Source organism: Streptomyces sp. NPDC006655 (genome assembly GCF_040703965.1).
Taxonomy (GTDB): Bacteria; Actinomycetota; Actinomycetes; order Streptomycetales; family Streptomycetaceae; genus Streptomyces.
The window spans coordinates 27,562-43,279 of sequence record NZ_JBEYJU010000003.1; the positions used below are offsets into that span (position 1 = coordinate 27,562).

Consider the following 15,718-nt stretch of genomic DNA (forward strand, 5'->3'; position numbering starts at 1 on the left):
GAACCATGACGACACCTGTACTCGAAGCCCGTGACGTCACGATGCGCTTCGGTGGTCTGACCGCTGTCCGGTCCGTGGACTTCACGGTCAACAGCGGCGAGATCGTCGGCCTGATCGGCCCGAACGGCGCTGGCAAGACCACCTTCTTCAACTGCCTCACCGGCCTGTACGTGCCCACCGAGGGCACGGTCTCTTACCAGGGCAAGGTGCTGCCGCCCAAGCCGCACCTGGTGACACAGGCGGGCATCGCCCGGACGTTCCAGAACATCCGGCTTTTTGCCAACATGACCGTCCTGGAGAACGTCCTCGTCGGCCGCCACACGCGGACCAAGGAGGGCCTGTGGTCCGCGCTGCTGCGCGGCCCCGGCTTCCGCAAGGCCGAGAAGGAGTCCGAGGCGAAGGCCATGGAGCTCCTGGAGTTCATCGGCCTCGCCGCCAAGCGCGACCACCTCGCGCGCAACCTGCCCTACGGCGAGCAGCGCAAGCTGGAGATCGCCCGTGCGCTGGCCAGCGAGCCGGGCCTGCTGCTGCTCGACGAGCCGACGGCCGGCATGAACCCGCAGGAGACCCGGGCCACCGAAGAACTGGTCTTCGCGATCCGGGACAAGGGCATCGCCGTCCTCGTCATCGAGCACGACATGCGCTTCATCTTCAACCTGTGCGACCGGGTCGCCGTCCTCGTCCAGGGCGAGAAGCTCGTGGAGGGCACGTCCGAGGTCGTACAGGCGGACGACCGGGTCGTCGCCGCCTATCTGGGCGAGCCCTTCGAGGGCGACCCGGGGGCGGCGGAGGTGGCCGTCCTCGAGGCCGCGGAGGCCGCCGCCGAGGACCGGACCGCCGAGCCGGCCCCGGCCGCGGACGCGCAGGACGCCGACGCGGAGGACACCGGCGCGCAGAGCACAGAGGCGGACAGCACCACCAAGGGAGAGGCCCAGTGACCGCACTGCTCGAGGTCGAGGACCTCAGGGTCGCCTACGGCAAGATCGAGGCCGTCAAGGGCATCTCGTTCAGCGTCGAGGCCGGTCAGGTCGTCACCCTCATCGGCACCAACGGCGCCGGCAAGACGACGACCCTGCGTACCCTGTCGGGGCTGCTCAAGCCCTCCTCGGGGAAGGTGGTCTTCGACGGCAAGCCGCTCGGCGGGGTCCCGGCGCACAAGATCGTCGCGCTCGGGCTCGCCCACTCCCCCGAGGGCCGACACATCTTCCCCCGCCTGACCATCGCGGAGAACCTCCAGCTCGGTGCGTTCCTCCGGAAGGACAAGCCCGGCATCGAGAAGGACATCCAGCGGGCCTACGACCTCTTCCCCATCCTGGGCGAGCGGCGCAAGCAGGCCGCGGGCACCCTCTCGGGCGGTGAGCAGCAGATGCTGGCGATGGGGCGGGCGCTGATGTCCCAGCCGAAGCTGCTGATGCTGGACGAGCCGTCGATGGGGCTTTCGCCGATCATGATGCAGAAGATCATGGCGACGATCGCCGAGCTGAAGTCGCAGGGCACCACGATCCTGCTCGTCGAGCAGAACGCCCAGGCGGCGCTCTCGCTGGCCGACCAGGGGCATGTCATGGAGGTCGGCAACATCGTCCTGTCGGGCAGCGGACAGGACCTGCTGCACGACGAGTCGGTCCGCAAGGCCTACCTGGGCGAGGACTAGGCAATCGGTCGGCTGCGGGTGCGTGGGGGCTGGTCGCGCAGTTCCCCGCGCCCCGACAAACGTAGGCCCGCGCCCGTTTCTCCGGGGCGCGGGCCTGCGTACGTACGGATCGCGTCAGCCCTTGCCGGCCTTCTTCTCCTCGCTGTCCGCGATGACCGCCTCCGCGACCTGCTGCATCGACATGCGGCGGTCCATGGACGTCTTCTGGATCCAGCGGAACGCGGCCGGTTCGGTCAGGCCGTACTCGGTCTGGAGGACGGACTTCGCGCGGTCGACCAGCTTGCGGGTCTCCAGGCGCTGGCTGAGGTCCGCGACCTCCTGCTCCAGCTGCTTCAGCTCGGTGAAGCGGGAGACGGCCATCTCGATCGCCGGGACGACGTCGCTCTTGCTGAACGGCTTGACCAGGTACGCCATGGCACCGGCGTCCCGGGCCCGCTCGACCAGGTCGCGCTGGGAGAACGCGGTGAGCATCAGGACCGGGGCGATGGACTCCGCGGCGATCTTCTCGGCGGCCGAGATGCCGTCCAGCTTGGGCATCTTGACGTCGAGGATGACCAGGTCGGGGCGGTGCTCGCGGGCCAGCTCGACGGCCTGCTCGCCGTCACCCGCCTCGCCGACGACCGTGTACCCCTCCTCCTCCAGCATCTCTTTGAGGTCGAGCCGGATCAGGGCCTCGTCCTCGGCGATGACGACACGGGTCGTCAGCGGAGGCACGTGCGACTTGTCGTCGTCGGGTGCGTCGACTGGCTGGGGCGACTCGGCGGCGGTCACGGGGGGCTCCTCGTTCAGGGCAGGGGTACTGCTGACAAGAGCGTACCTAGCTGCGATAAGGTAGGGGCACAGCGGGTGACCGCTGACCTTCACATTGAAGGGGCCCCGGTAGCCCAGCGGTAGAGGCCATGGATTCAAAACCCATACAGCGTCGGTTCGAATCCGACTCGGGGCACTTTCCTTGGTTTCCAAGGTCACAACGGAGGCGGATGTTCCCGTTCGCGTGAACATCCGCTTTTTGCTGCGTGTCGCCCCGGCCCCTCTTCGGCAGTGGCCACATGTACGACATTGACACACGCAGGCGAGCACTCGCCCTGGTCGCGCAGGGACGCAGCCTGAATCCGTAAGCCAGGAGACCGGTGTCTCGCGAGCCGCAATCCGCTCCTGGAAAGTGCGGCTGGAACCCCTCCCCCGCATGACGGTTCCGCCGCCACCGGGACCGCCGGAGAACGAAGCCGCCTACGCCTATCTGCTAGGCCTCTACCTCGGAGACGGCTGCATCAGTCCTCACCCTCGCGGGAAGGGTCACTGTCTGCGTATCGCCTGCGCGAGCTCGTGGCCTGGGCTGATCGACGCCTGCGAGGCCGCCATGCGCTCGATCAACCACTCGGGCCATGCCTACCGCGTACAGGCCCACGGCTACGTGCACGGCCCGGGCAAGAAACACGAACGTCGAATCGCCCTCGAACCCTGGCAGCAAGCGATCGTCGACGCTCATCCCTGGCAGTTCACCCGAGGCCTCATCCACTCCGACGGCTGCCGGATCACCAACTGGACCACCCGCATCGTCGCCGGAGAGCGCAAGCGCTACGAACACCCCCGCTACTTTTTCACCAACGTCTCCGACGACATCCGGCGACTCTTCACCGACACCTGCGACAAGCTGGGCGTCCAGTGGACCTACTGCCTGCCCAACGGAAGCTGAAGAAGCCCCTCCTCGAAGAGGGGCCCTCAGTCGTCACCTGGGGCTGTCGTCCTCGCCGATGTGGTGGACGCGGACCATGTTGGTGGAGCCGGAGACGCCGGGCGGGGAGCCCGCCGTGATGACCACGACGTCACCCTTCTGGCAGCGCCCGTACTTCAGCAGGAGTTCGTCGACCTGGTCGACCATCTTGTCCGTCGAGTCGACGTGCGGGCCGAGGAAGGTCTCGACGCCCCAGGTGAGGCTGAGCTGAGAGCGGGTGGCCGGTTCCGGGGTGAAGGCCAGCAGCGGGATCGGCGAGCGGTAGCGCGACAGCCGGCGGACGGTGTCCCCGGACTGGGTGAACGCGACCAGGAACTTCGCGCCCAGGAAGTCGCCCATCTCGGCGGCGGCCCGGGCGACCGCGCCGCCCTGGGTGCGGGGCTTGTTGCTCTCGGTCAGCGGCGACAGCCCCTTGGCGAGGATGTCCTCCTCGGCCGCCTCGACGATCTTCGCCATGGTGCGCACGGTCTCGATCGGGTACTTGCCGACGCTGGTCTCGCCGGAGAGCATCACCGCGTCCGTGCCGTCGATGACCGCGTTGGCGACGTCGGAGGCCTCGGCACGGGTGGGCCGGGAGTTGTCGATCATCGAGTCGAGCATCTGGGTGGCGACGATGACCGGCTTGGCGTTGCGCCTGGCCAGTGTCACGGCGCGCTTCTGGACGATCGGCACCTGCTCCAGCGGCATCTCCACGCCGAGGTCGCCGCGGGCCACCATGATGCCGTCGAAGGCGGCCACGATGGAGTCGATGTTCTCGACGGCCTGCGGCTTCTCGACCTTGGCGATCACGGGGAGGCGGCGGCCCTCCTCGTCCATGATGCGGTGGACGTCGCGGATGTCCTCGCCGCTGCGCACGAAGGACAGCGCGATCACGTCGAAGCCGGTGCGCAGCGCCCAGCGCAGGTCGGCCTCGTCCTTGTCGGAGAGGGCCGGGACGGAGACGGCGACCCCGGGCAGGTTGAGGCCCTTGTGGTCGGAGACCATCCCGCCCTCGACGACCCTGGTGTGCACCCGGGGCCCGTCGACATGGGTGACCTCCAGGCAGACCTTGCCGTCGTCGACGAGGATGCGTTCGCCGGGGGTGACGTCGCCCGCGAGGCCCGCGTACGTCGTCCCGCACTGCCGGCGGTCGCCCTCGGCGCCTTCCTCGACCGTGAGGGTGAAGGTGTCACCGCGTTCGAGGAGTACCGGGCCTTCGGTAAAGGTGCCGAGCCGGATCTTCGGGCCTTGAAGGTCGGCGAGGAGCCCGACGCTGCGACCGCTCTCGTCGGAGGCCTTGCGCACCCGCCGGTAGCGCTCCTCGTGCTCGGCGTGGTCGCCGTGGCTGAGGTTGAATCGGGCGACGTCCATGCCGACCTCGACCAGGGCCTTGATCTGGTCGTACGAGTCGGTGGCGGGCCCCAGAGTACAAACGATCTTTGCTCGGCGCATGGTTCGAGCCTAGGCCTTACCGGCGGGTAGAGAATCGGCCCTGCATGGCGACCCAACAACCTTTGGATGAAGGCCCGTTGACAAGTGTTGAATGTGCGGGAGTCCGCTCCTATGAGCATCTCGCAGATGTTGAACGCGTCGGCATCGCAGACGGCACGCCGGTGTCCTGGGGCGTGGGTGGCGCCGGCCGGTGCGGGCCGGCGCCGTGTGCCCGGTCTCAGTCGACCAGGGGGGTGAGCTGCCTGGGCTGCTGCTGGGCCGGGACCCTGTCCTCCGGCCCCTCCAGGCCGAAGCTGGTGAAGGCCGTGCGCGCGGGCAGCGGGTAGGGGTCCTTGCCGGTCAGGGAGTTGAGGATGGTGGCACTGCGCCAGGCGGCGAGGCCCAGGTCGGGGGCGCCGACGCCGTGGGTGTGCAGTCCGGCGTTCTGGACGTACGCCGCTCCGGTCACGGCGGGGTCGAGAACCAGCCGGAACCGCTCGTCCACGCGCGGGCGTTCGCTGCTGTCGCGGCGCAGATAGGGGTCGAGTCCGGCGAGCAGACGGCCCAGGGGGCGCTCGCGGTAGCCGGTGGCGAGGACCACGGCGTCGGTGGTGAGCCGGGAGCGGCCGCCCTGCTGGACGTGTTCGAGGTGGAGTTCGACCTTGGTGGTGGCGATGCGTCCGGCCGTACGGACCTGGACTCCGGGGGTGAGAACGGCGTCGGGCCAGCCGCCGTGCAGGGTGCGGCGGTAGAGCTCGTCGTGGATGGCGGCCATGGTGTCGGCGTCGATGCCCTTGTGGAGCTGCCACTGGGAGGCCACGAGCCGGTCCCGGACGGGTTCGCCGAGGGCGTGGAAGTAGCGGGTGTAGTCGGGGGTGAAGTGCTCCAGGCCGAGCTTGGAGTACTCCATGGGCGCGAACGCCTCGCTGCGGCCGATCCAGTGCAGCTTCTCCCGGCCGGCCGGCCGGTTCCGCAGCAGGTCGAGGAAGACCTCGGCGCCGGACTGACCGGAGCCGACGACGGTGACGTGCTCGGCCGCGAGGAAGGCCTCGCGGTGGTCGAGGTAGTCGGCCGCGTGGACGACGGGTACGCCCGGTGACTCCACCAGCGGCCTGAGTGGGTCGGGCACGTGGGGCACGGTGCCGACGCCGAGCACGACGTTCTTCGTGTAGGTACGGCCGAGGGCCTCGGCCTCCCCGTCGGCGTCGAGCTGGGTGTAGTCGACCTCGAACAGGTCGCGTTCGGAGTTCCAGCGGACGGCGTCCACCTGGTGGGAGAAACGCAGTCCGGGCAGGCTCTCGGCGACCCAGCGGCAGTAGGCGTCGTACTCTGCGCGCCGGATGTGGAAGCGTTCGGCGAAGTAGAACGGGAAGAGCCGCTCGCGGGCCTTGAGGTAGTTGAGGAACGACCAGGGGCTGGCGGGGTCGGCGAGGGTCACGAGGTCGGCGAGGAAGGGCACCTGGATGGTGGCGCCGTCGATCAGCAGTCCGGGGTGCCAGTCGAAGCCGGGGCGCTGTTCGTAGAAGACGGTGTCGAGTTCGGCGAGCGGGTGGGCGAGTGCGGCGAGGGAGAGGTTGAACGGTCCGATGCCGATGCCGACCAGGTCGCGGGGTGCTTCGGGCTCGTGGTGTGGGGGGTGGGTCATCGGGGGGTCGTTCCTTCCACGAGTTTCAGGAGGAGGGCCAGTTCGTCCGGCCGGGTGTGGGGGTTGAGGAGGGTGGCCTTGAGCCAGAGCCGGCCGTCGAGCCGGGCCCGGCCGAGGACGGCCCGGCCGTCGTGCAGCAGGCTGCGCCGTATGCCGGCGACGGCCTCGTCGGTGGCTTCGGTGGGGCGGAACAGCACGGTGCTGATGTCCGGCCGGTCGTAGAGCTCGAATCCGGGGTGTTCGCGGACCAGGGACGCGAACTCCCGGGCGCGTGCGCACACCTGGTCGACGAGGGCGCCGAGTCCGGAGCGGCCCAGGGTCCTGAGGGTGACCGCGATCTTGAGGACGTCGGGGCGGCGGGTGGTGCGCAGCGACCGGCCGAGCAGGTCCGGGTAGCCGGCTTCGGTGTCGTCGTCGGCGTTGAGGTAGTCGGCGCGGTGGTGCAGGACGCCGAACTCGGTCGGGCGGGCGACGGCGAGGAGGCCGGCGGCGACCGGCTGCCAGCCGAGTTTGTGCAGGTCGAGGGTGACGGTGTGGGCCCGCTCCAGGCCGGCCAGCTTGTCCCGGTGCCGGTCGCTGAAGACGAGGCCGCCGCCGTAGGCCGCGTCGATGTGGAGCCGGGCCCCGTAGGCGGCGCAGAGGCCGGCGATCTCGGGGAGCGGGTCGATGAGCCCGGCGTCGGTGGTGCCGGCGGTGGCGGCGACGAGGCAGGGCCGGGGCAGGTGGGTGAGGGCGTCGTGGAGGGCGGCGGGGTCGACGGTGCCGTTCGGGGTGGGGATCACGACGGGGTCGGGCAGGCCGAGCAGCCAGGCGGCGCGGGGCAGCGAGTGGTGGGCGTTGGCTCCGAGGACCAGCTGGACACCGCCGCCGAGGGCCTCGCGGGCGAGCAGGAGGGCGAGCTGGTTGGACTCGGTGCCCCCGCTGGTGACCACGGCGTCGGCGAGGCCGATGGTGTGGGCGAGGGTGCGCGTGACCATGGCCTCCAGGGCGGCGGCCGCCGGGGCCTGGTCCCAGGAGTCGAGGGAGGGGTTGAGGGCGCTGACGGCGAGGTCGGCGGCGGTGGCGACGGCGAGCGGCGGGCAGTGCAGGTGTGCCGCGCACAGCGGGTCGGCGGGGTCGGCGGCGCCTTCCGCGAGGGCGGTCACCAGGGTGCGCAGGGCGTCGGGATCACCGTCGTCGGGGAGGACGTCCCCCACGGCGTCCGCGACGCGCTCGGCGACCGCTTCGGGACCGCCCGCGGGCAGCGGGCCGCCACGTGCCCGGCCGCCCTCGCGCAGGGCGCCGAGCACGGTGTCCAGCAGGGGCCGCAACGCGTCGGGGTCGTGCGGTCCTGATGCGAGGGGCGGCATGCCCATGGGCTCTCCTCGGGTCGCTGGCCGAAGGGGGTGGTCCGCGGGGGGAGTTCCAGCTTGTACGGGATTGGGTCTGCGCGCCCATAAAGCTCAACGATCGGAACCCGAAAGTGGGTACTGCCGTGCGGGGAAAACCTGTCGGGGCGGTCGGCCGGGGTGCTGTGCCGGGGCGTCGGACCGAGCGGGGCCGGGGCGTTGAGACGAGGGCTGACCGGGGTTAACGTCGGTCGGATGGTTGACGCGTGGATGATCGACGTGCCCGGTGAGCGGGTGGTGGTGCGGGAGCCGCTGCCCTCGGACGAGGCGCCGCTGCTGGACCTCTTCGAGGCCTGCGAGGACTGGTTCGTGGCGGCGACGGGGCTGCCGTCGGGGCCCGGTGACGTGCAGAGCCTGTTCTACGGGCTGCCGGACGGGGCCGACCCCGACGACAAGGTGCTGCTGGTGCTGGAGCGGGACGGGGTCGTCTCGGGCCTGGTGGACGCGGTGCGGAACCATCCGGCGCCCGGCGCGGTGGCGGTGGGCCTGTTCCTGCTGGCGCCGTGGGCGCGGGGCCGGGGTCTCGGGCGGGCGCTGGCCGAGTCGTTGCTCGCCCATGCCGAGGGGGTGGCCCTGGTGACGGCGACGGTGCCGCCGGGGTGGCGCGCCGGGGAGCGGTTCCTGGAGCGCCTCGGCTTCACGCTGGGCGCCGAGACGCCCGGCACGGCCGAGGTGGGCAACCGCCGCGCGGGCCCTCGCGAGGGCGGCGTACGCCGGGCGGAGCTACGGCCGGCCGGGGCCTGACGGGCCATGGCGGAACGCACGCCACGGGCCGCCACCCCCCGCCACGACGACAGCGGCACACCACCGGCCGCAGCCCGACCCCCGCCGGGACAACCGCGGCACACCGCGAGCCGCAAGCCAACCCCCGCCCGGACAACCGCGGCACACCACCAGCCACAAGCCAACCCCCGCCCGGACAACCGCGGCACACCACCAGCCACAAGCCAACCCCCGCCCGGACAACCGCGGCACACCACCAGCCACAAGCCAGCCCCCGCCGGGACAACCGCGGCACACCGCGAGCCACAGGCCGAGTCCCGGCGGGGCGGCTGCGGCCCGGCCGCGGTGTGAGCCCGGCCGTGGCCACCGCGTCACGGGGCCGGTGCCCTACGCGCCGGGGAACCGCGCGGCCGGGGCTCCGCACCGGTCGCCCCGGTGCCCGGTGCCCTACGCGCCGCGGATCCGCAGTGCCCTGTGCAGGTCGTCCAGTTCGTCGGTCAGGCGGCGGCGCAGGGCGGTGACCGGGTCGGCGTCGCGCAGGCACTCCTGGCCGAGGGCGAGGTTCCCGGCGTCGACGGCGTGCGCGGGGAAGGCCTCGCGGCCGACGACGCCGGCGATGGCGGGCCCGCGCCGGGCGGCGACGGCGACCGCGTCCTGGTAGTAGCGCGGCACGTACTCCTCCACCAGGTCGGCCTGTTCGGGGTGCCAGAAGCCCTGGGCGGTGGCCGCGAACAGGTAGTTGGACAGGTCGTCGCCGCTGAACATGGCCTCCCAGGCGGCGCGCTTGGCCTCGGGGTCGGGCAGCGCGGCCCGGCAGCGGGCGGCGCCCTCCTGGCCGCTGGCGCTGGGGTCGCGGGCCAGCTCGGCGGCGATCCGGGCCTCGTCGACGGCGCCGAGGACGGCGAGCCGCCCCATGATGCGCCAGCGCAGCTCGGGGTCGAGTTCGGGGCCGCCGGGCACGGTGCCCTCGGCGAGCCAGGCGGCGATGGTGTCGGGCTGGGCGGCGGCGCGGATGAAGTGCCGTACGGCGATCAGGCGCAGACCGGGGTTGTCGCCGTCCTCGGTGCGCCGGATGAAGTCCCGGCACAGGGCGGACAGGGTCGCGAGCGCGGCCGGGCGTTCCTCGGGCGCGAGGTAACGGTCGACGACGTGGACGGCGGCGAAGGCCAGCACGCCCTGGACGAGGGCGAGGTCGGTCTCGTGCGGGAGGTGCGCGCGGGCGGTCTCCAGGTAGGCGGCGGGCGCCAGTTCGCCGTCGCGGACCGCGTCCCGCAGGGCGTTCCACACCACCGCGCGGGTGAGCGGGTCGGGCAGGCCCGACAGGTGGGCGCGGATCGTGGCGGCGGACTCGGCGTCGAAGCGGACCTTGGCGTAGGTAAGGTCGCCGTCGTTGAGCAGGAGCAGCGCGGGGCGCTTGCCGAGGGGCTGCGGCGCGCTCCCCGGGATGTCGAGGTCGATGCGCTCGCGCAGGGTGAGCCGGCCGTCGTCGGCGAGGTCCTGGTCGTAGACGCCGACGCAGACGCGGTGCGGGCGGCTGCCGGTGCGCTCGACGGTGAGGGTGCGGGTGCCGTCGGCGGCGGTGGCGAGGACCGGGGTGAGGGTGTCGACGCCGGTGGTGCGCAGCCAGGCGTCGGCCCAGGCGTGCACGTCGCGGTCGGTGGCGGCGGCCAGGGAGTCGATGAAGTCGGCGAGGGTGGCGTTGCCGAACCGGTGCCGCCGGAAGTGGATGTTGATGCCGGCGAGGAAGTCCTTCTCGCCCATCCAGGCGACCAGCTGGCGCAGTGCGGAGGCGCCCTTGGCGTAGGAGATGCCGTCGAAGTTGAGCAGCGCGGCGGCGGTGTCGTCGACGGCCTCGGGGGCGACGGGGTGGGTGGAGGGGCGCTGGTCGGCGTCGTAGCCCCAGGCCTTGCGGGCGACGCCGAAGTCGACCCAGGTGTCGGTGAAGCGGGTGGCCTCGGTGAGGGTCTGGTAGCCCATGTACTCGGCGAAGGACTCGTTCAGCCAGATGTCGTCCCACCACCTGAGGGTGACGAGGTCGCCGAACCACATGTGGGCCATCTCGTGGGCGACGACCATCGCGCGGGTCTGCCGTTCGGTGTCGGTGACGGCGGAGCGGTAGACGAACTCGTCGCGGAAGGTGACCAGTCCGGGGTTCTCCATGGCGCCGGCGTTGAACTCGGGGACGAACGCCTGGTCGTAGGAGTCGAAGGGGTACGGCTCCTCGAACTTCTCGTGGTAGCGGTCGTAGCACGCGCGCGTGATGTCGAGGATCTCCTCGGCGTCGGCGTCGAGGTGCGGTGCGAGGGAGCGGCGGCAGTGGATGCCGAAGGGCAGTCCGCGGTGCTCGGTGCGCACCGAGTGCCAGGGGCCGGCGGCGACGGCGACCAGGTAGGTGGAGATCAGCGGGGTGGCGGCGGCCCGCCAGCGGCCCTCGCCGAGGTCCTCGGTGACCCCGTTGGCGAGGACGGTCCAGCCTTCGGGCGCGGTCACGGACAGCTCGAAGACGGCCTTCAGGTCGGGCTGGTCGAAGGCGGCGAAGACCCGCTGCACGTCGTCCATGAACACCTGCGTGTAGACGTACGTCAGGTCGTCCGCGGGGTCGGTGAAGCGGTGCATGCCCTCGCCGGTGCGCGAGTAGCGCATGGTGGCCTCGACGCGCAGCTCGTGCTCGCCCGCGGTGAGGTTCCTCAGCGGCAGCCGGTCCTGGTCCAGCGTGCCGGGGTCGAGGGACTGTCCGTCGAGGGTGACGGCGCGCAGTTCGGCGGGCTTCATCTCGACGAAGGTGTCGCCGTCGGATCGGGCCGTGAACCGGATCACGGTACGGGAGTCGAAGGTCTCGTCCCCGGTGGTCAGGTCGAGGTCGATCGTGTAGCGGTGGACGTCGAGGAGCTCGGCGCGGCTCTGCGCTTCGTCGCGAGTCAGTACGGACATGCGGGCCATGCTGCCCGATGACACCGGCGACGCACAGGGGCGGGAGCGGTACGCGGCTTATGTCCGCTCCGAGGCCGGTGGTGCCGTACGACGGCGCTGGTGGGCGGTGTGCGGGGGGAGGCGGGGGTGTGGACGGGCCGTGCGGTCCTCGGGCACACCCCCCGCGTCCCGTGGTCAGGGTGTGTCGCCCGCCCGGCTGTTGACGGTGTCCTCGGCGATGGACTCGTGGTGTCTGATGACTTCGGCGATGATGAAGTTGAGGAACTTCTCCGCGAAGGCCGGGTCGAGTTTCGCGTTCTCGGCGAGGGCGCGCAGCCGGGCGATCTGCCGGGCCTCGCGGGCCGGGTCGGCCGGGGGCAGCCGGTGGACCGCCTTCAGGCGCCCGACCTGCTGGGTGGCCTTGAAACGCTCGGCGAGCATGTGGACGACGGCCGCGTCGATGTTGTCGATGCTGTCGCGCAGCCGGCCGAGCTCCGCGTGGACGGCGGGGTCGACGTCACCGGTACCGGTGTTGCTGGTGGTCATGGACGTCAACCCTACGGGGGGTCGGCCGGGTGATCCCCGAGGGCGTCGGTCCGGTCCTCGGGCACGGCCCGGCTCTGCTGGGCGCGGAAGCGTACCGGGGCGGTGCCGACGCGGCGGGTGAACAGCCGGGAGAAGTAGGCCGGGTCGTCGTAGCCGACGCGGCGGGCGACGGCGGCGACGGACAGCTCGGTGGTCGCGAGGAGTTCCTGGGCCCGGCCGAGCCGGATGCCGATCAGGTAGTCCTTGGGGCTGCAGCCCGCGACCCGGCGGACGGCGGCGCGCAGCTCGGCGGGGGTCATGCCGTGCCGGGCCGCGTGGTCGGCGACGGTCATGCCGGTGCAGGCGTCCCGGGCGAGCGCGTGCAGCACCGGGTCGCCGTCGGGGGCGAGGTCGGCGCGCGCGCGGCGCAGGGCGACGAGGAGCTCGTGCACGGCGGCGCCGGTCTCGACCTCCAGGAGGGGGTTGCCCTGGCGGGCGGCGCGGGCGATGCGGGTGATGACGTCCCGGGGTCCGTTGGCGTCCGCGAGGGGCACCACGGGCCGCTCGGGCTCGATGTAGCCGAGTTCCGTGTAGGTCTCGGTGTCGGGCCCGGTGAAGGTCACGAAGGCCTCGTCCCAGCCGGTGTCCGGGTCGGGCCCGTAGTGGTGCGGGACACCGGGCGTGAGCCACACCAGCGCGGGCGCGACGACGGCGGTGCCGCGGCCGTCGGGCGTGCGGTACCAGCCCCGGCCCGAGCTGATCACCACGGCGACGTGCTGCTCCAGCAGGCGCGGACCCACCGCGGGCACCGCCCCGTACTGGAGGCCGACGCCCCAGCAGACCAGACCGAGCCGGCGGTGCACGGCGCCGGGTGTGAAGAACCGCATCCAGGTGTGGAAGGTCGGCGGTCCGCCCGGCACTGCGTGCTCCTCGCTGTCGGCTCTTTCGTCCAAGTGCTGCCGATCTTTGTCCATGGTCCGGGCACCCGCCAGCAGGCCAGAGTGAACCCATGAGTGACTTCACGGTGGGCGAAACCGATTTCCTGCTGGACGGGCGGCCGGTGCGGCTGCTGTCCGGCGCGCTGCACTACTTCCGGGTGCACGAGGAGCAGTGGCGCCACCGGCTGGCGCTGCTGCGCGCCATGGGGCTGAACTGCGTGGAGACGTACGTGCCGTGGAACCTGCACGAGCCGCGTCCGGGTGACGTCCGGGACGTCGAGGCGCTCGGCCGCTTCCTGGACGCGGCGCGGGAGGCCGGCCTGTGGGCGATCGTGCGGCCGGGGCCGTACATCTGCGCGGAGTGGGAGAACGGCGGTCTGCCGCACTGGGTGACGGGCGAGCTGGGCGCACGCGCGCGCACGCGTGACGAGCGTTTCCTCCGGTACGTGGACAGCTGGTTCGGCCGGCTGCTGCCCGAGGTCGTCTCCCGGCAGCTGGACCGCGGCGGCCCGGTGATCATGGTGCAGGTGGAGAACGAGTACGGCAGCTACGGCTCCGACGCCGCCTATCTGGCCCACCTGACCGACCTGCTGCGCGCAGGGGGCGTCACGGTGCCGCTGGTCACCTCGGACGGCCCCGAGGACCACATGCTCACCGGCGGTTCGGTGCCCGGCCTGCTCGCGACGGTGAACTTCGGCTCCCACGCGCGCGCGGCCTTCGAGACGCTGCGCCGCCACCAGGCCGCCGGCCCGCTGATGTGCATGGAGTTCTGGTGCGGCTGGTTCGACCACTGGGGCGGCGAGCACGTCGTACGGGACGCCGGTGACGCGGCGGACGCCCTCCGGGAGATCCTGGACTGCGGGGCGTCGGTCAACGTCTACATGGCGCACGGCGGCACCAACTTCGCCGGCTGGGCGGGCGCCAACCGGCCCGGCGGCGAGCTGCACGAGGGGCCGCTGGAAGCGGACGTGACGTCGTACGACTACGACGCGCCGATCGACGAGTACGGGCGCCCCACGGAGAAGTTCTGGCGCTTCCGCGAGGTGCTCGCCGCCCACCACGACGGTCCGCTGCCGGAGCTGCCGCCCGCGCCGGCGGCGCTGGCCGCGGCGGCGGACGCCGCGGTGACCGGCTGGGCTCCCCTGGCCGCCGTCCTGGAGACCCTGGGCACCCCGGAGCGCGTCCACGCCGTCCCGCCGACCTTCGAGGATCTGGGCATCGCCCGTGGCCTGGTCCGCTACGAGGCGGACGTCCCCGGCCCGCGTCAGCCGTACCCGCTGACCGCGCGGGGGCTGCGCGACCTCGCGGTGGTGTACGTCGACGGGGAGCGGGCCGGGATCCTCACCGAGGAGGAGCCCCGGCTCAAGGAGCCGATCGCGGGTCCCGCGCGCGTGGAGCTGTGGGTGGAGACCCTGGGCCGCGTCAACTACGGCCCCCGTTCGGGCGAGACGAAGGGCATCACCGGCGGCCTCCTGCACGAGCGCCAGTTCCTGCACGGGGTACGCGCGCGCGGCCTGGATCTCGACGCCTTCGAGGACGGTGTGGACGCGGTGCCCTTCGGTGTCCTTCCGGAGGACGGCGCCCCGGGCCTGTACCGGGGCACGGTCACGGTGCCCGGTGGCGGGGACGCGCGCCTGGAACTCCCCGGCTGGACCCGCGGCTTCGTCTGGCTCAACGGTTTCAACCTGGGCCGCTACTGGTCGGCAGGACCGCAGGAGTCGCTGTACGTCCCCGGTCCGGTCCTGAAGGAGGGCGAGAACGAGATCTGGGTCCTGGAGCTCCAGGAGACGAACCGGGGAACGGTACGGCTGGCGCCCCTTTAGGGACCCGATCCTCCCTGTCCCCCGCATACTGTGAAGGAAGCTCCGGCAGCCTCTGTGGGGGTAGGGACGTGGCGAACGGCGGCCCGGTGGAACACGGCTACCCGCACCTGGACACCGTGCGGGCCGCCGTCACGGCGTTGTACCGGCGCCTGTCGTACGACACCGTGCAGACCTTCGCCACCAGCGTCGCCCCCGCCGACGTCGCGTTCTGCGACACCGACGACCTCCACCTCGGCGCCCAGCGCGTCGCCCACGAGATCGTCCGGCACTTCCGCCTCCCCGACGCCCGCATGATCGTCGGTTTCAGGGACATGACGCACGCGGCGAACGTCGAACTCACCGCGGGCCCCGAGTACTTCATCGAGCTGAACGACCGTTTCCGCAGCCACCGCAGGGACATCGGCGCGGCCCTCGCCCACGAGGTGACGCACGTCTACCTGCACCGTCTGGACCTGTCCTTCCCGAGCACCCGGGAGAACGAGATCCTCACGGACACCGCGGCCACGTACCTCGGCGCGGGCTGGCTGCTGCTCGACGCGTACCGGGAGCACGGGGAGGCGTCCCAGAAGCTCGGTTACCTCACCCCGGAGGAGTTCGGCTACGTCCTCGCCAAGCGGGCCCTGGCCTTCCACGAGGACCCGTCCGTGTGGTTCACCAGCCCGCAGGCGTACACGGCGTACCGGAAGGGGATGGCGCGGGCCCGCCAGGACGAGGAGCAGCCGCCGCTGACCGCGGCGGGCTGGGCGGGCCGACGCCGCTATGCGCGCGACCGCCGCCACGCCTCCACCGCGCCCGCCCAGCAGCCCGGCACCCCCTACGCCTTCACCCCCGACGGCGGCGGGCGGCTGCGGGTCTCGTTCCCGTGCCCGACCTGCCACCAGCGGATCCGGGTACCGGTCCGGGGCCGGCTCAGGGCACGGTGCTCACTGTGCCGGACGGTGCTGGACTGCGACACATAGGCCTCGCCCCA

The 15,718-nt window shown here is 72.0% G+C and carries 12 protein-coding genes, 1 tRNA gene and 1 pseudogene; 7 read left to right on the forward strand and 7 right to left on the reverse strand.

The annotated features are described in order from the left end of the window. Positions 1-5: 5 nt before the first annotated feature. Both AB0958_RS02240 and AB0958_RS02245 read left to right on the forward strand, forming a co-directional pair. Positions 6-938, forward strand: coding sequence for an ABC transporter ATP-binding protein (locus tag AB0958_RS02240; protein ID WP_366888381.1), 933 nt, complete (start codon positions 6-8; stop codon positions 936-938). After that, positions 935-1,651 carry an ABC transporter ATP-binding protein gene (locus AB0958_RS02245; RefSeq protein ID WP_366888382.1) on the forward strand — a complete coding sequence of 239 codons (717 nt, stop codon included), beginning with the start codon at positions 935-937 and terminating at the stop codon, positions 1,649-1,651. The genes AB0958_RS02240 and AB0958_RS02245 overlap by 4 nt, the downstream gene beginning before the upstream one ends. Before the next feature lie 114 nt (positions 1,652-1,765). Here the strand turns inward: AB0958_RS02245 and AB0958_RS02250 are convergent, their stop codons facing one another. Then, positions 1,766-2,422 carry a response regulator gene (locus AB0958_RS02250; protein WP_366888383.1) on the reverse strand — a complete coding sequence of 219 codons (657 nt, stop codon included), beginning with the start codon at positions 2,420-2,422 and terminating at the stop codon, positions 1,766-1,768. A 102-nt stretch (positions 2,423-2,524) separates the two neighbouring features. Between AB0958_RS02250 and AB0958_RS02255 the strand changes: the two genes are divergently transcribed. Further along, positions 2,525-2,597 (forward strand) — tRNA-Leu (locus tag AB0958_RS02255). A 103-nt stretch (positions 2,598-2,700) separates the two neighbouring features. Then, positions 2,701-3,347 (forward strand): annotated as a pseudogene (locus AB0958_RS02260) (transcriptional regulator). Positions 3,348-3,380: 33 nt separating this feature from the next. Here the strand turns inward: AB0958_RS02260 and pyk are convergent. The 3 genes from pyk to AB0958_RS02275 all read right to left on the reverse strand — a co-directional run bounded on the left by pyk (position 3,381) and on the right by AB0958_RS02275 (position 7,796). After that, on the reverse strand, positions 3,381-4,817 hold the full coding sequence (gene pyk, locus AB0958_RS02265; protein WP_366888384.1) for a pyruvate kinase: 1,437 nt from the start codon (positions 4,815-4,817) through the stop codon (positions 3,381-3,383). Positions 4,818-5,034: 217 nt separating this feature from the next. After that, positions 5,035-6,441: a SidA/IucD/PvdA family monooxygenase gene (locus tag AB0958_RS02270; RefSeq protein ID WP_366888385.1), complete on the reverse strand. Its 1,407-nt coding sequence runs from the start codon at positions 6,439-6,441 to the stop codon at positions 5,035-5,037. After that, complete coding sequence (locus AB0958_RS02275) at positions 6,438-7,796, reverse strand: aminotransferase class V-fold PLP-dependent enzyme (protein WP_366888386.1); 1,359 nt, start codon at positions 7,794-7,796, stop codon at positions 6,438-6,440. The genes AB0958_RS02270 and AB0958_RS02275 overlap by 4 nt, the downstream gene beginning before the upstream one ends. Positions 7,797-8,024: 228 nt before the next feature. On the opposite strand from AB0958_RS02275, the gene AB0958_RS02280 reads away from it, so the two are divergent. Beyond that, complete coding sequence (locus AB0958_RS02280) at positions 8,025-8,573, forward strand: GNAT family N-acetyltransferase (RefSeq protein ID WP_366888387.1); 549 nt, start codon at positions 8,025-8,027, stop codon at positions 8,571-8,573. A gap of 426 nt (positions 8,574-8,999) precedes the next feature. On the opposite strand, the gene pepN is transcribed toward AB0958_RS02280, so the two are convergent. The 3 genes from pepN to AB0958_RS02295 all read right to left on the reverse strand — a co-directional run bounded on the left by pepN (position 9,000) and on the right by AB0958_RS02295 (position 12,874). Then, positions 9,000-11,483: an aminopeptidase N gene (gene pepN, locus AB0958_RS02285; RefSeq protein WP_366888388.1), complete on the reverse strand. Its 2,484-nt coding sequence runs from the start codon at positions 11,481-11,483 to the stop codon at positions 9,000-9,002. Between the two features lie 174 nt (positions 11,484-11,657). Beyond that, complete coding sequence (locus tag AB0958_RS02290) at positions 11,658-12,008, reverse strand: chorismate mutase (RefSeq protein ID WP_366888389.1); 351 nt, start codon at positions 12,006-12,008, stop codon at positions 11,658-11,660. Positions 12,009-12,019: 11 nt separating this feature from the next. Continuing rightward, entirely contained in the window at positions 12,020-12,874 is an 855-nt protein-coding gene (locus AB0958_RS02295) for an AraC family transcriptional regulator (RefSeq protein WP_366888543.1), read from the reverse strand. 122 nt (positions 12,875-12,996) lie between these two features. Here AB0958_RS02295 and AB0958_RS02300 point away from each other — a divergent pair, with 122 nt between their 5' ends. Together AB0958_RS02300 and AB0958_RS02305 are read left to right on the forward strand one after the other, a co-directional pair. Continuing rightward, positions 12,997-14,748: a beta-galactosidase family protein gene (locus AB0958_RS02300; RefSeq protein ID WP_366888390.1), complete on the forward strand. Its 1,752-nt coding sequence runs from the start codon at positions 12,997-12,999 to the stop codon at positions 14,746-14,748. Between the two features lie 68 nt (positions 14,749-14,816). Next, positions 14,817-15,707, forward strand: a complete 891-nt coding sequence (locus AB0958_RS02305; RefSeq protein WP_366888391.1) for a hypothetical protein — start codon at positions 14,817-14,819, stop codon at positions 15,705-15,707. Positions 15,708-15,718 lie beyond the last annotated feature (11 nt).